General features: G+C 71.7%; 16 protein-coding genes and 1 tRNA gene. 14 read left to right on the plus strand and 3 right to left on the minus strand.

Features of this window, described 5'->3' with window-relative positions; all coding sequences use genetic code 11:
• Nucleotides 1-13 precede the first annotated feature (13 nt).
• The 5 genes from ACVCAG_RS20505 (at nucleotide 14) to ACVCAG_RS20525 (ending at nucleotide 7471) form a co-directional block, all read left to right on the plus strand.
• A complete protein-coding gene (locus ACVCAG_RS20505) occupies nucleotides 14-844 on the plus strand; it encodes a glycosyltransferase (protein WP_440081418.1) in 831 nt (276 codons plus the stop codon).
• A 2-nt stretch (nucleotides 845-846) separates the two neighbouring features.
• Nucleotides 847-1797, plus strand: a complete 951-nt coding sequence (locus ACVCAG_RS20510) for a glycosyltransferase (RefSeq protein WP_440081419.1) — start codon at nucleotides 847-849, stop codon at nucleotides 1795-1797.
• Nucleotides 1794-2597 carry a polysaccharide deacetylase family protein gene (locus ACVCAG_RS20515; protein ID WP_440081420.1) on the plus strand — a complete coding sequence of 268 codons (804 nt, stop codon included), beginning with the start codon at nucleotides 1794-1796 and terminating at the stop codon, nucleotides 2595-2597. The genes ACVCAG_RS20510 and ACVCAG_RS20515 overlap by 4 nt, the downstream gene beginning before the upstream one ends.
• Before the next feature lie 278 nt (nucleotides 2598-2875).
• On the plus strand, nucleotides 2876-6145 hold the full coding sequence (locus tag ACVCAG_RS20520) for a hypothetical protein (protein WP_440081421.1): 3270 nt from the start codon (nucleotides 2876-2878) through the stop codon (nucleotides 6143-6145).
• Between the two features lie 102 nt (nucleotides 6146-6247).
• Nucleotides 6248-7471, plus strand: a complete 1224-nt coding sequence (locus ACVCAG_RS20525) for a DUF418 domain-containing protein (RefSeq protein ID WP_440081422.1) — start codon at nucleotides 6248-6250, stop codon at nucleotides 7469-7471.
• A gap of 15 nt (nucleotides 7472-7486) precedes the next feature.
• On the opposite strand, the gene ACVCAG_RS20530 is transcribed toward ACVCAG_RS20525, so the two are convergent.
• Complete coding sequence (locus ACVCAG_RS20530; protein ID WP_440081423.1) at nucleotides 7487-8800, minus strand: GH39 family glycosyl hydrolase; 1314 nt, start codon at nucleotides 8798-8800, stop codon at nucleotides 7487-7489.
• Between the two features lie 311 nt (nucleotides 8801-9111).
• A complete protein-coding gene (locus ACVCAG_RS20535; protein WP_440081424.1) occupies nucleotides 9112-10137 on the minus strand; it encodes a phosphotransferase in 1026 nt (341 codons plus the stop codon).
• Between the two features lie 197 nt (nucleotides 10138-10334).
• On the opposite strand from ACVCAG_RS20535, the gene ACVCAG_RS20540 reads away from it, so the two are divergent.
• A complete protein-coding gene (locus tag ACVCAG_RS20540; protein WP_440081425.1) occupies nucleotides 10335-11417 on the plus strand; it encodes a GNAT family N-acetyltransferase in 1083 nt (360 codons plus the stop codon).
• Between the two features lie 174 nt (nucleotides 11418-11591).
• Here the strand turns inward: ACVCAG_RS20540 and pdxR are convergent, their stop codons facing one another.
• Nucleotides 11592-12998, minus strand: a complete 1407-nt coding sequence (gene pdxR, locus ACVCAG_RS20545) for a MocR-like pyridoxine biosynthesis transcription factor PdxR (RefSeq protein ID WP_440081426.1) — start codon at nucleotides 12996-12998, stop codon at nucleotides 11592-11594.
• 67 nt (nucleotides 12999-13065) lie between these two features.
• Between pdxR and ACVCAG_RS20550 the strand changes: the two genes are divergently transcribed.
• The 8 genes from ACVCAG_RS20550 to ACVCAG_RS20585 all read left to right on the plus strand — a co-directional run bounded on the left by ACVCAG_RS20550 (nucleotide 13066) and on the right by ACVCAG_RS20585 (nucleotide 21411).
• Complete coding sequence (locus ACVCAG_RS20550) at nucleotides 13066-13728, plus strand: pyridoxamine 5'-phosphate oxidase family protein (RefSeq protein ID WP_440081427.1); 663 nt, start codon at nucleotides 13066-13068, stop codon at nucleotides 13726-13728.
• 81 nt (nucleotides 13729-13809) lie between these two features.
• On the plus strand, nucleotides 13810-15693 hold the full coding sequence (locus ACVCAG_RS20555) for a protein kinase domain-containing protein (protein WP_440081428.1): 1884 nt from the start codon (nucleotides 13810-13812) through the stop codon (nucleotides 15691-15693).
• Between the two features lie 127 nt (nucleotides 15694-15820).
• A complete protein-coding gene (locus ACVCAG_RS20560; protein ID WP_440081429.1) occupies nucleotides 15821-17509 on the plus strand; it encodes a protein kinase domain-containing protein in 1689 nt (562 codons plus the stop codon).
• A 19-nt stretch (nucleotides 17510-17528) separates the two neighbouring features.
• Nucleotides 17529-18971, plus strand: a complete 1443-nt coding sequence (locus ACVCAG_RS20565; protein ID WP_440081430.1) for a hypothetical protein — start codon at nucleotides 17529-17531, stop codon at nucleotides 18969-18971.
• 55 nt (nucleotides 18972-19026) lie between these two features.
• Nucleotides 19027-20226: a DUF2510 domain-containing protein gene (locus tag ACVCAG_RS20570; RefSeq protein WP_440081431.1), complete on the plus strand. Its 1200-nt coding sequence runs from the start codon at nucleotides 19027-19029 to the stop codon at nucleotides 20224-20226.
• A 22-nt stretch (nucleotides 20227-20248) separates the two neighbouring features.
• On the plus strand, nucleotides 20249-20851 hold the full coding sequence (orn, locus tag ACVCAG_RS20575; RefSeq protein WP_362687439.1) for an oligoribonuclease: 603 nt from the start codon (nucleotides 20249-20251) through the stop codon (nucleotides 20849-20851).
• A gap of 76 nt (nucleotides 20852-20927) precedes the next feature.
• Nucleotides 20928-21003: transfer RNA gene (locus ACVCAG_RS20580), tRNA-His, on the plus strand.
• Between the two features lie 153 nt (nucleotides 21004-21156).
• Nucleotides 21157-21411: a helix-turn-helix domain-containing protein gene (locus ACVCAG_RS20585; protein WP_362687442.1), complete on the plus strand. Its 255-nt coding sequence runs from the start codon at nucleotides 21157-21159 to the stop codon at nucleotides 21409-21411.
• The last annotated feature ends 2 nt before the right edge of the window (nucleotides 21412-21413 follow it).

The following is a 21413-nucleotide window of genomic DNA, read 5'->3' on the forward strand; positions in this document are numbered from 1 at the left end:
GACATCCGTCACAATGAGTCCCGAGATCACCAAGCACTACAACAACAAGCCACCGCTGAGGGCGGTGCCACCCATCGAGCGGTTCACCCCCATCACGCCCAACATGGCGATCTCCCCCACCGTCAGCGTCGTCGTCCCCGCCATGAACGAGGCGGAGAACCTTCCGCACGTCTTCGCCACGCTGCCGCAGTGGATCGACGAGATCGTCCTGGTCGACGGCAACTCGAAGGACGACACCGTCGCCGTGGCCAGGAGGCTGCGTCCCAACGTCCGCGTGGTGCACCAGACCGGCAAGGGCAAGGGTGACGCGCTGTCGGCGGGCTTCGCCGCCTGCACCGGCGACATCATCGTGATGATCGACGCCGACGGGTCCACGGACGGCCGCGAGATCATCCAGTTCGTGGGCGCGCTGGTCACCGGCGCCGACTTCGTCAAGGGCTCGCGGTACGCGTCCGGCGGCGGCAGCGACGACCTGACGTTCATCCGCAAGTTCGGCAACAAGACACTGACCGCGCTGGTCAACAGGATGTACGGCACCAGCTACAGCGACCTGTGCTACGGCTACAACGCCTTCTGGGCCCGCCACCTGGACGTCCTCAACCTCGACTGCGACGGTTTCGAGATCGAGACCCTGATGAACGTCCGCGCCGCCAAGGCCGGTCTCAAGGTTCACGAGGTCCCCAGCCACGAGCGCTGCCGCATCCACGGCGAGAGCAACCTGCACGCCGTCCGCGACGGCATCCGGGTGCTGAAGACCATCATCCGCGAGTGGCGGAGCAACCCGGCTCCCGTCGTTCACGAGCCGGCCACCGCCGCCCCGGCCGCCGACCAGGGCGCCGCGTAACCATGAGAAGCAGTGTCGTCATCTGCGTCTACACCGAGGACCGCTGGGAGGACATCCGGGCGGCCGTCGAGTCGGTCGAGAACCAGACGCACGAGCCGCACGAGATCATCCTGGTCGTCGACTACAACCCGGATCTCCACCTGAGGCTCAAGAAGGAGTATCCCGGCGCGATCGTGGTGGAGAACGCTCAGGAGAAAGGGCTGTCCGGTGGCAAGAACACCGGTGCGGCGACCGCCTCCGGCGACATCGTGGCGTATCTGGACGACGACGCCGTCGCGGAGCCTGGCTGGCTGGAAGCACTGGAGGAGGGCTTCCAGGACCCGACCATCGTGGGGGTGGGCGGGCTGACCAGGCCGCTGTGGGGCATCGGGCACCGGCCCGGCTGGTATCCCCACGAGTTCGACTGGACCGTGGGGTGCAGCTATCTCGGCATGCCCACGGAACGAGCCCGGATCCGCAACGTCATGGGCGGCAACGCGGCCTTCCGCAGGGAGGTCATCGGCGGTGTCGGCGGGTTCCACACCGGCATCGGGCGCAGCGTGCAGGGACGCAAACCCCGCCCGCTGGGCTGTGAGGAGACCGAGTTCTGCATCCGGCTCTCGCAGCGGATGCCGGGCTCGGGAATGCTGTTCGAACCGGCCGCGGTGATCGGCCACAAGGTGCCGCCCGTACGCTCGACGTTCGCCTACTTCCGCTCGCGCTGTTTCGCCGAGGGCCTGTCCAAGGCTCTGGTCGCCCAGAGCGTGGGAGCCGGCGACGGACTGTCGAGCGAGCGGGCCCACGCGCTGAAGGCGCTGCCGCTGGGCGCGCTGCGCGGGGTCGGCGAGGCGCTGCGGGGCGACCCGTCCGGCCTCGGCAGGGCCGGGGCGATCGTCGTCGGCCTCGCCTGGACGACCTGGGGTTACATCGTCGGCTCCCTTCGACTGAAACTGAAGCGGGTGCGTGCGTCATGATCCGCGTACCGATCCTGATGTACCACTCGGTCTCCGACCGGCCCAACGCCGAGACGAAGCCGCTGGCGGTACGCCCCTCGGCCTTCGCCGAGCAGCTGGCCTACCTGAAGGAGAACGGCTTCACGCCGCTGACGGTGGCCGACCTGGTCGCCTCGCTGCACAACAACAACGGCCGCTCCATCCCGGAGCGGCCGGTCGTGGTGACCTTCGACGACGGGTACGCCGACTTCCACAGCGAGGCGCTGCCCCTGCTCGAACGCTACGACTTCCCCGCGACGGTCTTCCTGACCAGCGGGTGGGTCCGCGACGCGGGCAAGGACGCGGCGGGCAGGCCCCTCGACACGATGCTGTCGTGGAGCCAGGCCCGCGAGGCCGCCTCGTGCGGCATGGAGATCGGCGGGCACAGCCACAGCCATCCCCAGCTCGACCAGCTGCCCGAGGACGAGCTCCGCCAGGAGCTGCGGCGCAACAAGGCCCTGCTGGAGGACAAGATCGGCTCCCTGGTCTCGACGATGGCCTACCCGTACGGCTACTCCAGCGTGCGCGTGCGGCGCGAGGTCAGGAAGGCCGGATACTGGGCCGCCTGCGCGGTGAACAACGCCATCGCCGCCGACCGGCACGACGTGCTCGCGCTGCCGCGCCTGACCGTCGCCGAGGGCACGTCGATGAAGATGTTCAGCCGGGCGGTCGAGGGAAACCAGGTCCCGCTGATCTACATGAGGGAACGAATGCTGACGAAGGGATACGCCGTCGTCAGGCGCACACGATACGGTCTGCGCCGGGTGCGCGGCCAGGCGTGAACGGCCGGGTGCGCTCCGGGGGACGCGCGATCCGCGGGGCGGGTCGCGCACCGGTGGCCGACCCGGTGTGACCGGCGGTCCCCGCTCCGTCCGGCGCCCCTTCCCCCGGGAGCGGAGGCGTCGGGAGGGGGGCCGCCCGGCTGGAGAACGGCCGCTGTACCGCTTCTTAACGATCTACGCGAAGCGCCCGGACATGACGGATCTCCGCGGTGACTCGTCACACCCTGGTCCGCGTAGCCGCCATGATGTTAGACGTGAGGCAACGGGCAGGTAATGACGTGACGACGACGGGGGCGGCGGAGACCGCCGAGGTCGGGGAGATCGATCCCACCCACCCCGCGCCTTCGGACGGAACCCGGACCGGGTCCGACGGCGAGCCCACCGGCACGGCGCCCTTCGAAGCGCCTGACGACGAGGCTCCCGGCGAGTTCCCGGACGACGAGATCGCCGAGGGCGAGGCTCCGGGCGACGAGACGTCCGACGGCGAGACGCCCGGCGGGAGCCCGTACGGCGACGGTCCCGGCGGCGAGACGTCCGACGGCGAGGAGGCTTCGGGGGGCGACCCGCGCGACGACGCGGCCGACGACGGCACGCCGCCGGATACGGACGCCGCGGATACCACGGACGCCACGGACGCGCTGGACGACGCGGACGCCTCAGAGAAGGCGGATACCGCGGATGCCGCGAGCGCCTCAGACGAGGCGGATGCTCTGGACGACGCGGACGACGCGGACGCCCTGAACGAGGCGGACGCCACGGATGCCGCGGACACCTCGGACGAAGCGGGCGACGCGCCGGATGACAGCGTCTACGGCGACGACCCGGAGGTCACCGCCGTCATCAGGCTTCCCCTCCGCCCGGTCGCCTCGCCCCCGGCCGGCGTCTCCGAGGACGAGACGGCCGAGACGGCCGAGACGGCCGAGACGGCCGAGACGGCCGAGGCCCCGCCCGCGCCCACCGGGGACGAGGACGAGGACAGATTCGAGACCACGGCGGAGATGCGCCTGCCCGGCCGGGCCGCGCCACTCCTCAAGCCCGCCTCCACCACTCGGAGGCCCTCGGAACCCTCGGAACCCTCGGAACCCTCGGAACCCTCGCCGGCCGCGGGATCCTCAGCGTCCTCGCAGCCCTCTGACTCCGGGGAGTCCGCCGGGCGTCCTGGCGGAGAGCCGCGGGGAAGGTCCGCCGGGGCGCCCAGGCAGCCCCTGGAAGTCTCCAAGCCCCTCCCCGAGGTCACAGAAACCCCAGCGGCCCACCAGGCCCCACAGGGCACGCAGAGGAGCTCGGGGACCGGTTCCGGGGCGGGACAGGGGGCCGGGAAGGGAGCGGGGAAGGCGGCACCGGCGACCAGCGCCATGCCTCCGTCCGCGGCGACCGCCGCCGGGGCCCCGTCCGCGACGCCCGCCGCCAGGCCCTCACGCCTGCAGGCCGTGATGCAGTCGGCCATGGTGTGGCTGCCGCCGGTCCTCACCATCGAGGGTCTGATCATGTACGTGCTGGCCCTGCGCGTCGCGCCGGGCCCGCTGCGGGGCGTCGACCTGAACGACATCGACGGTGTGGGCCTGATCTCGGCCATGCCGCCGACCGCGTTCGCCGCGATCCTGCTGATGCTCGTCGCGTTCTTCGTCACGATCGCGCAGAACACCGACCGCAAGTTCCTGCTGCTCTTCCAGATCGCGGCGATCACCTTCGCGTTACACGGGGCGGCCGCCCTGATCGAGGACGAGGCCAGGTTCCACACGGCCTACGTCCACGCGGGCTTCGTGGAGTACATCAACCGCACCGGCGAGTCCTCCGCCCTTCTCGACGCCCGCCTGGCGTGGCCGGGGTTCTTCGCGCTGGTGGGGTTCATCACGAAGGCCGCCGGGGTCACCGACCTGACGACGATCATGCGGTGGACGCCGCTGCTGTCGAACCTGCTGTACCTCCTGCCGTTCGTGCTGATCCTGCGCCAGGTCGTCGCCACCACCCGGGCCCGCTGGTTCGCCGCGCTGCTGTTCGTCATCGTGCAGTGGATCGGCCAGGACTACTTCTCCTCCCAGGGCTTCACGTACGCGATCTACCTGGCCTTCGTGGCGATCGTGCTGCGCTGGTTCGGCAAGGTGGAGCCCCGCGAGAAACCGATGCCGGCCAAGGGGTTCGTCCGGCGGCTGCTGGCCCGCCTGGACGGGCTGACGCCGGGCGAGCTGCCGCACTCCACCGGCGTCTACGACCGGGCCATCATGCTGATCGTGCTGATCGGCCTGTTCGCGACCGCGACCGCCTCGCACCAGATCACGCCGTTCATGATGCTCGGCGCGCTGACCGGCCTGATCCTGCTGCGGCGCTCCTCGCTCAGCTGGGGGCTGCCCTTCTTCCTGGGCCTGATGGTGCTGGCGTGGATCAGCTACCAGACGGTCGCCTTCTGGAGCGGGCACATCGACCAGCTCTTCGGCGGTCTGGGCCGGATCCTGGAGAACCTCCAGAGCAACACCGGCGACCGGATCGACGGCAGCGACCCCAAGCACGCGCTCGTCCTGATGGCCCGCCTGGGCATCTGCGGCGTCATCCTGACGCTGGCCGCCGCCGGCCTGTTCCGCCGCCTGCGGCGCGGCGTCGGCGACCGCGCGGCCCTGCTGCTGCTGTGCATCCCGGTGCTCGCCCTCGGCCTGCAGAACTACGGCGGCGAGATCGGCCTGCGCATCTACCTGTTCGCGCTGCCCGGCGCCTGCATCCTGGCCGCGTACGCCTTCTTCCCGAACCTCCCGGCGGGCACCGAGGACGCGCCGGAGGAGACGGTGCCGATCCGCAAGCGCAACATCCGGTTCAACCCGGAGCTGACGCGGCGGATCTCGTTGCTGCTGGCCGCCGGGTGCGCCATGGTGCTGGCGATGGTCTTCCTGGTCGCACGGTACGGCAACGAGCAGTTCGAGCGGGTCTCCGCCAGCGAGGTCGCGGCGATGCACTACGTCTACGACCACGACAAGCCGAGCGCCCGCGTCCTCTACCTGGTCCCGGTGGTCGGCGAGGAGGTCACCCCGAGCATCCCGTGGGGCGAACGCGACTTCGACAAGATCTCCTACCAGCAGGTGCTGGTGGACAAGAACCCGGCGCAGCTCTCCACGGTGATCGACAAGCTCCGGGTGTCGCCGCCCAACACCTATCTGGTGGCCACCCGCGGGCAGGCCGGATACCTGCAGCTCAACCACGGCTTCCCGACGGACTGGGCGCCGAGGTTCCGCGCCGCGCTCGACGCCCACAAGGAGCTCAAGCGGGTCTTCAACGGTGAGGACGCCGCCGTCTACACGCTCAAGACCTACCCCGAGGGGGCCGAGATCCCCGAGCCGGGAGCGCCGACCGGCGGCAGTGACCCGACCTCTCCGTGGACGCCGATCGGCCTGGGCGCGCTGGGCGTGACGTGGATCGCGCTGTTCGGCTACGAGGTGTTCCGCCTGCGTGGCCGCGATCAGGCGTCCAGGACGAGGAGGCGCATCCTGCTCGTCGCGGTGCCCGCGTTCGTGCTGGCCGTAGGGGTGATCGTGGAGAGGTTCATCGTCATCGGCTCCTGACCTCAGCAAAGGACAAAGTCTCTCGGCGGACGATCGGGGCGCGCCATACTGAGCACCGTTCGCCGGGGGGCGCACGTCTCGAACTGCTCGAAGGACGGTCAGATGCTCGCAGAGGAACCCCGTGGCCGGGCGGGGGCCTCCACCGAGGTCACAGGACGGCGGATCGCGGCGGTCGACGCGCTGCGCGGTTTCGCGCTGTTCGGCATCGTGGTGGTCAACATCACCTATCTCGCCTCGGGATACCGGATGGCGGGGCTGGCGGCGCCGTCGTTCTCGGCGCCGCTCGACTGGGAGGTGCGCTGGGTCGTCTCGGTGCTCTTCGAGAACAAGTTCTATCTGATGTTCGCCTTCCTGTTCGGCTACAGCTTCACCCTCCAGATCGACTCGGCCCACAGGTCGGGGGCGGCTTTCGTCCCCCGGTTCCTGCGCCGCCTGGGCGGGCTGTTCCTGCTCGGCCTGGCCCACGGGATCCTGCTGTTCCCCGGTGACATCCTGGCGACGTACGCGATCGTGGGGCTGGTCCTGCTGGCGGTGCGGCGGATCACCCCGCGCACCGCGATGATCGCCGCGCTCGCGATGACGGTGGCGCTGGCCGTGGGGGTGCTGCTGCTGGCCGTGCTGGCGGCGCTGGGCACCGACGCCTCCGAGGCCGTGTCGGAGAGCGCGGCGCAGGCCGCCGTGTCGGACCGGGCCCTGCACGGCTCCGCGTCAATGATCATCAACGAGCACCTGCACAAGCTCGCCAAGATCTTCGTGTTGCGGGTCTTCTTCCAGGGGCCCACGGTGCTCGCCGCGTGCCTGGTCGGGCTGGCCCTGGGCAAGCTGCGGCTGCTGACCGACCTGTCCGGGCACACGGCCACGCTGCGGCGGCTGCAGTGGGCGGGGTTCACCGCGGGGCTCGCCGGGGCGCTGGTCTACGCGCACTCGACCTGGTCGGGGGGCGGGCACGCGTACCACATGGTCGGCCAGGCGGTGAACCTGGTCACCGCGCCGCTGCTGGCCGCCGCCTACGCCGCCACCCTGCTGCGCCTGCTGCCCGCGGTGCCGCGGCTGGCCGGGGCGCTCGTGGCGCCCGGCAGGCTGGCGTTGACGAACTATCTGGGACAGTCGCTGATCAGCTCGCTGATCTTCACCGGCTACGGGCTGAGCCTGGTCGACCAGGTCAGCCCGTTCCATGTGGTGTCGATCGGCGTCGGCATCTTCGCGGTGCAGGCCGTCTGGAGCCGGTGGTGGCTGCGCCGCCACCGCTACGGGCCGGTGGAGTGGCTGCTGCGCTGGTTCACCAACCGGCGCAGGCCCGCCCGCTCCCCGGGCGGCGACGTCTAGACGTCGCCGGCGTCGCTAGGCTCCCGCGCGCTCGCTCCATTTGACCTCGTACGGCTTGAGCTGGAACTGCTTGCCGTCCACGACGGTGACGGCGTCCGCGGCGGTGGTGTTGACCATCACGAGCTGGCGCTCCTGGGCCAGGACCCGCACCTTCGCGTTCGAGGAGGTCACCGCCTCCAGCGGGACCCCGAGGGGGAACCACTTGGTGAAGCCGCTCATGATGCCCGCCATGGGCATCTCGACACCGGTGGTCGGGTGCCACAGGCAGCCGGGGCAGGCCTGGTCGTCACCGGTGGACTTGCGCTGGGGGTTCCAGAAGAGCGAGGTGGTGACGCCGCTGGTGGCGAACTCCATCATCGCGGCCGTGTGGACGGCGATGCGGCGGTCCTCTTCCCAGTCGCTGTTCATGGGCTCGACGTACCACTCGGCCCACCAGACCGGCAGGTCGCCGCTCTTCTCCCGGAGCCATCGGGTGAGGGCGCCGAACTTGCCCAGGGCGGTGAACTCGTCGGGGAAGGCCCCGGCCTCCTTGGTCACCGAGGCGCCGTCGACGACGATGAAGTCGGCGCCCTTCTTGTTCTCGATCCAGTACTCGACCGCCTCCAGGTCGCGCTGGACGATGCTCCCCCACGGGCCCTGGATCTCCGCCCCCTGCTCGGGGGTGCTGGTGCTGCCGACCGACACGTAGGGACCGCCGACCTTGATGTTCTTGTCGACGGCCTTCAGCGCGTCGTAGACCTTGTTGTAGAACTCGGTGTAGCCCTCGATGTCCCAGCGGTTCTGGGCCGTGTTCCAGAAGCCCTTCAGCTCGTTCCACACCATGAAGTGCTTGACGGTGGGATAGCGCCTGGCGACGGTCGCGGCGAGCTTGGCGTAGTCGTCGAAGTGCTCGGGCCGCGGCGCGGTCTCCAGCTGCGTCCAGTCGGTCCTGCCCGAACTGCCGCCCTTCATCCAGTCCGGCGAGCAGCACAGCGTGATGATCGGGATGGACTGGGAGCCGGACATGAACCTGATCCGGCGGTCGAGGTCGCGGAAGTCGTTCCTGCCCGGCGCCGGTTCGGGGTTGCCCGCGCCCCAGCCCATGATGTGCTGGTTCTGCAGCATCGGGACCCGGCTGAGCATGTGGGAGGCGGCCTCGGTGACCTCGCTGCCCTCGTTGTCGGCGCTGAACTCCGTGTGGGTGATGCCCCAGCGCGGCCAGTCCTGGACGACGGGGGGTGCCTCCAGCACGGGCGCCGCCTGAGTCGGGGCCATGGTCATGGTTTGTCCGCGCGGAACGTCCGGCTTGGCGGCATAGGCGATGATGCCGACCACGAGTGCCGCCGTCACGACCAACGCTCCCAGTGCGACCGGCCAGGCCGGGCGCCGTCGCTGGTGCCGTCCGTTAGTCGGTATCACCGATTTCCTCGATCCTCGCAGGTCAACGAATGTAGCGTTCCATAGCGGCGTCGGACGTGACGGTGCCCCGGCATGGTTCACAGGCAAGCGTTACCGGCCGCGCCGCCAGCGTATCCGCGGCGGCTTGCATGACGCTTGAAACTTCTACGGTAGTTGCCGTCCGCCCGTGCGCCCACCCGGCCCTGCCCCGGCCGCGGATCCCGGCGCCGGCGGCGCGAGCGCGGGGACCACCGGGCGGCCGTTCAGCCGCCCAGGACCCTCAGGGCCCGGTCGACGAGCGTGGGGACGGCCGCGCCGATGTGCTCGAAGCCCTCGCCGACGGTCTTGCCCTGCCTGAACCTGGCGTGGATGCCCTCCACGATGACGGCGAGCTTGTAGTTGCCGAAGGCCACGTAGAAGTCCAGGTCGGACAGGTCGGCGCCGGAGACCTTGGCGTAGTGGGCGGCGAACTCGCGGGCGGTGAGGAAGCCCGGGGCCACGGTGACGCCCGCCGCGACCGGGACCGAGGCGCGCTCCTCGTCACCGGGGTCCTGCCAGTAGGTGAGGGTGAGGCCGAGGTCGGCCAGCGGGTCGCCGAGCGTGGACATCTCCCAGTCGACGACGGCGAGGATGCCGGGATCCGGAGAGAGCCGTACCAGCGTGTTGTCGAGCCGGTAGTCGCCGTGGACCAGCGTCGAGGCGGAGCGCGCGGGCAGGCGTTCGCGCAGGCGGGCCACCAGGCGGTCGTACGCGGGCAGCTCGGCGGTCTTCGACCGCTCCCACTGCTGCCCCCAGCGCTCCAGCTGGCGGGCCATGTATCCCTCGGGACGCCCGAAGTCCCCCAGCCCCACCCTCTTGTAGTCGATCGCGTGGATGGCGGCGAGCACCTCGGCCAGCCGCTCCGACAGCCGCCGGGTCTGGACGGGGGTGAGCCCCAGGGCGTCCTCCCGGGTCCGCACGGCCGCGCCGTCCACGTGTCCCATGAGATAGAAGGGCGCCCCGATCACGTCATGGTCGTCGCAGAAGGCGACCGGTTCGGGCACGGGGACCGAGGTCGGCGCGAGCGCCGAGATCACCCGCCACTCGCGCCGCATGTCGTGGGCGGTCGGCAGCACGTGCCCCAGCGGGGGGCGGCGCAGTACCAGGCGGCGCCCGGAGGTCTCGACGACGTACGTCAGGTTGGATCTGCCGCCCGCGATCATGGAGACCCCGGTAGGCTCACCGACGCCCGGGACATTGGCCGCGATCCATCCGACAAGGCGTGGCCAGTCGATGCCAGGGGTGCTCATGGCCAACCATTAGAACGTCACTCGGGTCAGCGGCGCCAGCCGGGGTCGCCCAATGAGATTCCGAAACGTTGCGGTCAACACCACCCGAGCTGCGTTCTGTCCTTTATCGTTACATTACGTGCCTACCAGCATGCTTGGGCTTTGCGACATCCTTCATTGGATGACGTAGGGGACCCCGCACATCCCAGTAGGAGCTCATGCGCGTCTCAATCGTTCAGCCCCGTGACCTCGGCCCAGCCGACATCGACCGATGGAGAACCCTTCAAGGCGCCGACCCCGCCTTCGACAACCCCTTCCTGTCTCCTGAGTTCACCGTCACCGTTGGCGCGCTCCAGGAACGCGTCCGGGTGGCGGTGCTGCACGACGGGCCGGACGTGGTCGGGTTCTTCCCCTTCGAACGCCATCCGATGGGCATCGGCATGCCCGTCGCCGCGGGCCTGACCGATGCACAGGGGCTGGTGCACGCCAAGGACGTGGAGATCGACGCGCAACGGCTGATCAGGGAGTGCGGCCTGGCCGTCTACGAGTTCGACCACCTGATCGCCGGGCAGCCGCTGCTCCAGCCGGGGCACTGCAGACACCCCTCGCCGATCATCGACCTGCGTGACGGCTACGAGCCGTACATCGAGACGATCAAGGTGACCTCCGGCAAGACCTACCGCTCGACGGCGTACAAGAGCCGCAAGCTCCAGCGCGACGTCGGGCCGCTCCGGCACGACTACGCCACCACCGACCTGGCGCCGCTGCGCACGCTGCTCGGCTGGAAGACCGAGCAGTACCGCCGCACCGGCCGCACCGACCGGTTCGCCCGGCCGTGGATCGTGGAGCTGGTCGAGCGGTTCCTCGCCACCGACACCGAGCACTTCGGCGGGGTCCTCGACATGCTGTACGCGGACGGCAAGCCGGTCGCCGGGCACTTCGGGCTGCGCACCGCCACCACCCTCGCGGGCTGGTTCCCCGCCTACGACACCTCCTTCGCGAAATACTCCCCCGGCCTGATCCACCACCTGGCCATGGCCGAGAAGGCCGCCGAGGCCGGGATCCAGGTCATCGACATGGGCCGCGGCGAGAAGGAGTACAAGGAGAAGCTCAAGAACGGCGAGTACGAGGTCGCGGAGGGCCGGATCGCCCGGCTGAGCCCCGGCGCCGGGCTCCACTGGATGCTGCGCGTGCCGGTGCGCAAGGCGCGCGGCACGGTCCTGGCCAGCCCGCTGCTGCGCACCACCGCCGACCGCGCCCTCAAGACGTACGGCCGCCTGAGGACGTCCATGCAGGCGTGAGCCGGTTCGCCGCCGCGGTGTGGGAACGGTCCCACGCCGCGGCGGACCCGGTGACCGGTCGCCCCGCAGGACGCGCGGCCGTCCCCGTACCCCGCCGGGCGGCCCCGGCGACGGTCGCTCCGCGACAACGCGCGCGGCCGTTCCCGCGATCCGCCGGGCGGCCCCGGGGACCGGTCAGCCGATCAGCTCGGCGACCACCGAGAGACCTCGCCTGAGGTCGGCCCGCGACGCGGAGCCGTAGCCGATCACCAGGCCGTGCCGCAGCCGCGGCCCGTAGTAGTGGCGGGCCATCGAGTCGAGCAGCACGCCCCGGGCGTGGGCCGCCTCGACCAGGGGCTCGACCGCGTCCTCGGGCAACTCCACCATGACGTGCAGGCCCGCGGTGTCGCCCGTGACCCTGCCGGAGCCGAGGATGTCGACGACCGCGGCGCGGCGGCGCGCGTACTCCAGGCGCGTGCGGCGCAGGTGCCGGTCCAGGTCCCCCTTCTCCAGGAGCGCCGCCACCGCCTGCTGGGCCGGGCCGCTCGTGCGGTCGGCCAGGGCGTCCCTGGTCACGGCGAGGGCTTCGACGAAGCTCGGGCGGGCGACCAGCCAGCCGACGCCGATGTCGGGTGACAGGGCCTTGCTCAGGCTGCCCAGCAGCACCACCCGGCCGGGATCGAGACCGTGCAGGGCGGGCAGCGGGGCGACGTCGTAGCGGAACTCGGCGTCGTAGTCGTCCTCCACGACGATCGCGCCGGTGCGGCGGGCCCAGGTGAGGAGACGCTCCCTGCGCGGGATGGGCAGGCGCCCGCCGAGGGGGTACTGGTGGGCGGGGGTGGTGTACAGGACGCGCAGGTCGCCGGGGAGATCGTCCACGATGACGCCGTCCTCGTCGACCGGGCAGGGAACGAGCTCGGCGCCCCGCCCGGCGAAGACGTTCCTGGCGACGCGGTAGCCGGGCTCCTCGACGCCCGCCCGGTCACCGGGCCGCAGGAGGGTGGCGGCGATCAGGTCGAGCCCGTTGCCGGTGCCCCGGGTGACCATGATGTTCTCCGGCCCGACGGGGATCGCCCTGGTCCTGCGGAGGTGCTCGGCCAGCGCGGCACGCAGCCTCGGCAGGCCTCGGGGGTCGGGATCGCTCTCCGGCGGCAGGTCGGCCGCCCCTCGCCAGGCCCTGCGCCAGGCCGCCCTGTCGTAGTCGTGGACCCACGGCTGTCCCGGACGCAGGTCGATCATCCCCCGCCCGCTCCCGTGCCCGTGTCCGCTCCCGTTCCCGTTCCCGCCGACCGGCGACGGAACGGGCGCCGCCGGAACGGGGGCCCTCCCCTCGGCGGGAACCGCCATGTCGGCCACGTAGGTGCCCGAGCCGTGGCGCCCCTCGAGCCAGCCCTCCGCGTACAGCTGCTGGTAGGCCTCCGTGACGACGGTGCGGCTCACCGCGAGCTGGCGGGCGAGGGCCCGGGTGGAGGGCAGGCGCTCTCCGGAGGAGAGGGCGCCGCCGCGCATGGCGTCCCTGAGACGGTCGCCGAGCTGGACGGCGAGCGCCGTACCGGCCTCGCGGTCCACCGATACGGGCAGGTCGACGGAGGAGCGCGGCAAAGTGGTCTCCTGTAAGCGTGTGAAAGTGGACGTGTTCTTTATATCCACTTCTTCCTAGGTTAGTGCCATGCTCCCCACGCTCCCCACGCTCTCCACGACTCCCCGCACCACCCTCAACCGCGCGAAGGACAGGGGCCGGACCTCCCGGGAGGACCTGTACGCGGTGCTGGACGCCGGGCTGGTCTGCCACCTGGGCGTCCTGGTCGGCGGCTCCCCGATGGTGGTCCCCACCGGCTACGGCCGGATCGGCGACACCCTCTACCTGCACGGTTCCACCGGCGCGACCTCCCTGCGCAACGCGGACGAGGTCTGCGTCACGGTGACCCACGTGGACGGCGTCGTGCTCGCCCGCTCGTCCTTCCACCACTCGCTCAACTACCGTTCCGCCATGGTCTACGGCCGCCCCCGCCGGGTGGTGGACGCCGAGGAGCGCCTGGCCGGGCTGCGGGCGATCACCGAACAGCTCGCCCCCGGCCAGTGGGACGCCACCCGCAGGCCCACCGGCAAGGAGCTCGCCGCGACCATGGTGCTCGCCCTCTCCCTCGCCGAGGCGTCGGTGAAGGTGCGCCAGGGCCCGCCGGTCGACGACGAGGAGGACTACGGGCGGCCGATCTGGGCCGGGGTCCTGCCGCTGCGCCAGGTCTGGGGCACGCCCGAGCCCGATCCCGCGCTGAGCTGGGACCTGGCCGTACCCGAGCACATCGCGTCGCGAACCATGCCCGTTCGGTAAGCCTCTCCGGCAAACCCGTCCCACGCGCCACGCGTCTCCATACCGAGGCCCCTATCCGGCCCCCGAACCATGGAGGCGGCCATGACGGCCATCGGCTGGACACCCCCCGGCTACACCGAGCTGCGCGAACTCGGCGCGGGCGGCGGCGGGCGGGTGGTCCTCGCCCGTCACGACGAGTCGGGCACCCGGGTGGCGATCAAATACCTGGCCGAGTGGCTCAGGGACGACCCGGGCTTCCTCGCCCGCTTCCGCGAGGAGGCCAGGCTCCTGGTGGAGCTGGCGGACGAGAACGTGGCCCGGCTGTACGAATACGTCGAGGTGCCCGGCGGCGCCGCCATCGTGATGGAGGCCGTCAACGGCGTCTCCCTGCGCGAGCTGCTGCGCGAGCACGGCTCGACGGGGCCCGAGGCGGCGCTGACCGTGCTCAAGGGCTCGCTGGCGGGGCTGGCCACCGCTCACCGGGCCGGGCTGGTGCACCGCGACTACAAGCCGGAGAACGTGCTCGTCGAGACCACGGGCATCAGCAAGCTGGTCGACTTCGGCATCGCCGTGCGGGCGGGAGAGGGCGGCCGGGCCGCGGGCACCCCGCCCTACATGGCTCCCGAGCAGTGGGCGGGCGCCCCCGCCTCCCCCGCCTGCGACGTCTACGCCGCGACGGCGGTCTTCTTCGAGTGCCTGGCCGGGCACCGCCCGTACCGCTCCGGCGAGCGGGTGGTGCTGATGCACCAGCACATGACCGCGCCGATCCCGGTGGAGGAGGTCCCCGAGCCGGTCAGGCCCCTGGTCGCCAGGGGCATGGCCAAACGGCCCGGTGACCGGCCGGCCGGCGCCGGGGAGTTCCTGGCGGAGCTGGAGAGCGTCGCGGTCGCGGGCTACGGGCAGGACTGGGAGGAGCGCGGGCGGGCCCGGCTGGCCGCCCTGGTGGCGCTGCTTCCCCTGCTGTTCCCGCCCGCCGCCCCCGGCCCGGTGGCCGGGACCACGCTGTTCAGGACGGTGCTGGACACGCTGCGGTCGAAGTCCGCCGGGGTGGCGGCGGGCGCCGCGGGGGTGATGCTGGTCGCGGGCGGCGCCGGCGTGTACGCCCTCACCTCGGGAGGGCCCGAGCGGCCTCGCACGATCGACGTGGTCGCCGCGACGCCGCCCCTGCCCCCCTCGCCCGGCACGCGGGGCCAGGTGTCGCCGTCCCTGCCCGCGCCCTCCTCCGCGGCCTTCTCCCCTCCCGCGTCCGCGGAACCGGTCCCGTCGTCCGGACCCACCGGGGAGAGCGTCCCCTCCGCCGGCCCCACCGCCGGGGAGACGAGCGCTCCCCCCGCCACCGGCACGCCCGGCGGGCCGACGCCCCGGCCGTCCTCCCTCCCGCCGACGCCGCCGACGCCGCCACCGTCCTCCCCTCCGACGCCGACGACCGGCCCCTCCACCGCGCCGCCCGAGGTGGGGGTACGCCGGGTGGAGGTGGTGCGGGCCCGTGTCAACGCGCGGGGCGCGGCCCTGGTCGCGGTCTCGGTCGACACCGCGAACGCCCGGCAGGTACGCCTGCGCGTGGTCTTCCGCGCCGGTCAGGCCGTGCGGAGGACGGTCGTGCCGCTGTCGGGCGCGACGAGCTACTCGCGTACGGTCAGGTTCGGCTTTCCCCGGGTGGGGTGCGGGGCCGCCTGGAACGTGGTGGTGACCGGTCTCCCCTCGGGCCGCGCGAGCGGCGCGAGCGGTGAGACCTCCCCGTGCGCCGGGCCGACGCGCACCCCGAGGCCGGCTCCGACGGCGCCCGGGACGGGCGCGCCCACCTCCAGGCCCACGCAGAAGCCCACTCCGAGGCCGACGGTCACCCGCACCACTCGCCCCGGACCGCAGGTGACGGTCACCCGCACCGCGCGGGCCACCGCGAAACCGTCGGCCACCCGCAGCGCAAGACCGAAAATGGGTATTTCGGTCATACCTTCCTCGCCGGGGGAATCGAGCCGCGCGTAGCGGATAACCACTGATCAGCTCCGTACTGTGAGACTGATTCGCGGTTAATGAGCGGAATGCCGCTATCTATCGCTAGGCTACGGTCCGTCTGTTATGGGTGGGGGCCCAGACAACTGAGGAGACCGTTATGTACGGCACGCCATCGGCCTGGCGAGTCCCCGGATACACCGAGATCCGCGAGTTGGGCGCCGGTGCGGCCGGGCGTGTGGTGATGGCTCGGCACGACGCCGACGGCATCATGGTGGCGATCAAGTACCTGTCCGACGAGCTCAGGAGCGACGTCGGGTTCGTGGCCCGCTTCCGGCACGAGGCACGGGTGCTCAACACCCTGAGCAGCCCGCACTCCGTCCGGCTGTACGACTACGTCGAGACCGGCGACGGCGCGGCCATCGTCATGGAACTGGTCAACGGCGTCGCCCTGCGGGCGCTGCTGCGCTCGGAGGGGCCCACCGGCCCCGAGGCCGCGCTGCTCGTGCTCAAGGGCTCGCTCCTGGGACTGGCCGCCGCGCACTCGGCGGGTGTGGTGCACCGCGACTTCAAGCCCGAGAACGTGATGGTGGAGGCCGACGGGAGGAGCAAGCTCGTCGACTTCGGCATCGCGGTCCGCTCCGGCGACGGCGACACCCCCGCGGGCACGCCGCCCTACATGGCTCCCGAGCAGTGGGTGGGCGGCCCCGCCGGGCCCGCCACCGACGTCTACGCCGCCACCGTCGTGTTCTTCGAGTGCCTGACCGGCACCCGCCCCTTCCGGGCCACGAACATCGCCGCGCTGGCCCGCCAGCACCAGGTGACGCCTCCGCCGATCGAGGAGGTGCCCACCGCCCTGCAGGGGCTGGTCGAGCGCGGTCTGGCCAAGCACCCTGCCGACCGGCCGCCGACCGCCACCGCCTTCCTCACCGAGCTGGAGGCGGTGGCCGCCGACGCCTACGGCCCCGACTGGCAGGAGCGCGGCCGTCGCCGCCTGGCCGGGATCGCCGGGCTGCTGGCCGCGATGTTCCCGCTGGACGTGCCCGTCCCCGGAGCCGACACCTCGCTGGCCATGACCGAGCTCGACGGCGGCGACGGCGGCTGGGAGAAAACCTCCTCGATCAGCAAGCTGAGCGTCAAGATCCTCATCGGCGTCGGCTGTATCGCGGTGATCGGCGGGCTGACCGCGGTGCTGGTCGGCTCGGGCGACTCCACGGAGATCCAGTCACAGAGTTCCGTCACCTCGCAGAGCCCGACCCCCTCGGACCCGCTGGAGACGCTCATCCCCGGGGACGAGACCGACGAGACCGACGAGCCGGTGGAGGAGTCGCCGTCCGCGGCCACGCCGACGCCTTCGCCGACCCCGACCCCGAGCACCGCCGCCACCTCGGGCCTTCCGCCCGTGGCGCCCACCGCGACGTCGGCGGCCACGACGCCCACGCCGTCGGTGAGGCCCACCAGAAGGCCCACCACACGGCCGACGAGGAAGCCGACGCAGCAGCCGGCGCCGACTCCCACCTCGGAGGAAAGCGCCACCCTGGACGGTCCCCGCGACACCGGCCGTCCCACGACCAGGCCGCCGTCCGCCACCCCGACCCGGCCGACCGCGGCCCCGACCCGGACGACGGAGCCGACCACGGAGCCCTCCCCCACCGTGACGGACCCCTCGTCGCCGGGCACCTCGCCCTCGAACACCGAGCCGCCTCCGCGCCTCACCGCGTCGCCCCTGCCGCCCGTGGAGGCGACCCCGGCCGCTTTCCTCGCGCTGGGCCTGGTGACGAGCGGTGCCGTACCGTTCACACTGGCCGTCAAGCGCGGCATGGCGGGACGGCACCGGAAACGCCGGTAGACAGGGGAACGATCGCGATATGAGCACCGGGGGAGGCGCCGCCGGGTTCCGGCTGACCGGTCGTACCTGGGCGGACGACCTGGGAATCTGGTCGTCGGCCGTCGCGGCCGACGGGCGGCCGGGGAGCGCGCTCAGGTTCGATCCCCGGCTGGTCGCCGATCCCGCGGCGCGCGAACGGCTGGTCGCGGCCGTGGTCGCCGACCGCAGGCTCACCCAGAGCGGCACGACCGGGCTGGTCCCGATCGCCGACCTCATCACGGCCAGGGACGAGGTCTGGCTGATCACCTCGGAACCGGTCAGCCCGACGGTGGGCGACCTGCTGTCGTCCGGCTCGCCCGGGTCGCCCCGGCCCGACGCGGGCAGCGCGGCCACCGTCCTGGTGGAGACCGCGCAGGCGCTGCTGGCCGTGCACGCCTCCGGGCTCGCCCACGGGGAGCTGCACCCGGGCACCGTGGTGATCGCCTCGGACGGGTCGGCGCTGCTCGCGAAGCGAGGGCTGGCCGACGCCCTGCTCGGCCGCCCTCCCGCGCCGGAACGCGACGTGGCGGCTTGGGCGTCGCTCGCCCGGGGCCTGGCCGCGACCTGGGCCTCGGCCGACCGCGGGGCCGCCGGGCTGCTGGAGAGGGTGGCGGCGACGGCCTCCATCAGGGGGCTCGCTCCCGCGCGCGACGCGCTGCTCGCCGGGCGGGACGTCCTGCCGTCCGGGTTCACCACCCGCGACAGGCTCGTGGCCACCCTGCACCGGTGGCCGGGGCACGAGGCGCCCGCTTCCGGCGGGCATCCGGCCCCCGCGCGGCCCGCCCCCGACGAGGGGGACATCGTCACGCTGCTGCACGTCCCGAAGGCCGATGATCCGCGCGCCACTGGGGCCGGCGACCGGCGCGGCGCGGGGGGTGACGAGCGCCGGCCCGAGGACGTGGTCATGCGGTTCGGTCCCGGGGTGCCGTCGGAGACCACGGCCGCCCAGCTGTGGCGGGCCGGCCGGGACCAGCAGCAGACCGAGTTGCCGTCCGGCAGGCTCGCCGCCGCCACGGCTCCCCGCGCGCGGCGCAGGCGCGGCCGTACGGTCCTCGCCGCGGCGATCCTCGCGCTGATGGTCGTGGGCGCGCTGGCGATCTGGCTGTTCCGGGGTCCGGCGACACCGCTGGAGGTGACGAAGGTGGACGTCAGCGCCCCGAGGAAGGCGCAGGGGTGCGACACGACGGTCAAGATCACCGGCGTGCTGTCCACCAACGGCGCGGGCGGTGAGGTCCGCTACCAGTGGAAGCGGAGCGACCGCAAGGAGCCGATCGCGCAGACCGACCGGCTCGCGTCCGGGGACACCTCGCACGAGGTGAGCCTGGAGTGGACGGTCAAGGGCGAGGGAAATTTCAAGGGAACCGCCACCCTGATGCTGCTCGCTCCGGTCCCCGAGGGGAAGAAGCTTCAGGACAGAGCCACCTTCACCTACAAATGTTCATGAGTGATCACCAAGGTCCACAATGCGGCATAAAGCCGTTCTTACTACTCTGGCGGCCATGACCACGCAGACCCCCTCCGGCTGGTATCCCGACCCCTACGGCTCACCGCTGTTGCGGTGGTGGGACGGCAACCAGTGGACCGACGCCACCCATCAGACGGACGCTCCCGCAGGGCAGGGCGCGGCGCCGGGACCACAGACCGGCCCCTTCCTCCAGCCGCACTCCGCGGGACCCGGCCCCGGGCGGACAGGGCCGCATCCGACCGGGCTCGGCCCCCAGCAGATGGGGCCGCGCCCCGCGCCGGAAGGACCCCCCGGGGCAGGTTCCCCCGGCCCCTCCGGCCCCTCCGGCCAGTGGTCCGGTCCGGCCACGCACCCGCAGGCCACGCAGGTGCCGTCGGGCACGGGACAGCCGCAGTGGGGCGGGCCGCCGAACGGCCACACGGCGCAGATGCCCCTCCCGCCGTACGACGGCTACCCGTCCGGGCCGCCGCCGCGCAAGAGCGGCCCTCTGCCGTGGATCCTGGGCGGCGGCGGCGTGCTGATCCTGATCGTCGTGATCGTGGTCGCCGCGATGTACCTGATCAGCCCCGAGCGCGGGAACACCGCGGGCGGGCCCACCGGACTCCCCACACCGCCTCCCACGGCGACCCTGGAGCCCAGCCAGGAGCCGACTCCCGAGGCGACGCCCGCGCCCTCGCAGAGCGCGCCGCCCCCGCCCCAGGCCGTGGACGGGCGCGTCACGGACCCGGTGACCGGCCTGTCGTACGAGATGCCCGGCGAGCCGTGGGAGGTGCCTCCCAGCGTCGGCGGCGGGCTCGGGTTCGTCTGGACCAGCGCGGCCGTCGCCGTCGCCCAGGAGAACTTCGACGGCAGGGGCGGCAACTGGCTCGGCAACGTGCTGACCGGAGAGCTTCCCGACCAGTACGGCTACCAGGGCGTCGACAGCATGCGCTCGGTCGCCACGACGCTGCTGCAGGTCGTGGAGCCCGCCTTCTACGCTCCCCCGCACCGCCGGAAGATCGTCGAGGACAAGGCCGTCAAGGTCAGCGGCAGGGACGCCTGGCTGTTCGTCTTCGACCTGGACTTCTCCGAGCAGTCGAAGGCCAACGGCTGGAAGTGGAAGCGGGAGCGGGCCGCGTTCGTGATCGTCGATCGCGGCGAGGGCAGGCGTCCGGCGCTGGCCTACGTCTCCGTACCGGACAATCTCGACCTATCCGTGGCAGACAAGGTGATCAAGTCATTCAAGCTCTCGTGAAGTGAGTACTACCCTGAGGGCTATGAGTGACCTGCTGGTCTGGATCGACTGTGAGATGACCGGGCTCGACCTTGGACGTGACGCGCTTGTCGAGGTGGCCTGCGTGGTCACCGACGGCGAGCTGAACCAGCTCGACGAGGGGGTGGACGTGGTCATCAAGCCCCCGCCCGAGTCCCTTGAGCAGATGTCGGAGGTGGTGCGGGAGATGCACACCGCCTCCGGCCTGCTGGACGCGCTGGGGGGCGGTGTCACGCTGGCCGAGGCCGAGTCCATGGTGCTCGAGTACATCAGGGGCCACATCCGGGAGCCGAAGAAGGCCCCGCTGTGCGGTAACTCCATCTCCACGGACCGGTCGTTCCTCTCCCGCGACATGCCGGCCGTGGACGCGTTCCTGCACTACCGGATGATCGACGTCTCCTCGGTGAAGGAGCTGGCCCGGCGCTGGTACCCCCGGGTCTACTTCGCCTCGCCCGAGAAGCAGGGCGGCCATCGGGCGCTGGCCGACATCGTCGAGAGCATCCGGGAGCTGCGCTACTACCGCGCGGCGGTCTTCGTGCCCCAGCCGGGCCCCGACTCCGCCACCGCCAGGGAACTGGCCGAGGGCGTGTCCACGCACAGAGCTTGAGCGTTTCACGAGAAACCCGGTACGAAACGACTCCCAAAGACCGCTACACTTTTCATGTGCTGCTGCGGCGGCAATGGTGGGCGTAGCTCAGTTGGCAGAGCGCTAGGTTGTGGTCCTAGATGCCGGGGGTTCAAGTCCCCTCGCTCACCCCACGAGAACGGCCGGTCCCCAGGGACCGGTCGTTCTTCATTTCCAGCCTCATTACCCACCAAAAGTGGATATTGCAGGTTATGCTCGCTGCTATCGCTACGCCGTTAGGATCGGGGGTTTCGGCGACCTGACCGTGTTGCAGCCACGGAGGCCGGATGAGAGTCGACGATGCCCCGTTCGACGCAGAGCCCAGAGTCGTGACGGGTCTGAGCAGGCGTGAGACCGAGGTCATGGAACTGATCGCGACGGGTCGCTCCAACGGGCAGATCGCCCAGCACCTGTTCCTGAGCGAGAAGACCGTGAAGAACCACGTGAACCGGATCTACGCCAAGCTCGGCGTCGACTCGCGGGTCACCGCGATCGACCTGTGGCTGGAACGGGCGGCCCGCGAGGAACCTCAGCCCCACTAGCC

This window comes from Streptosporangium sp. G12, assembly GCF_052983175.1.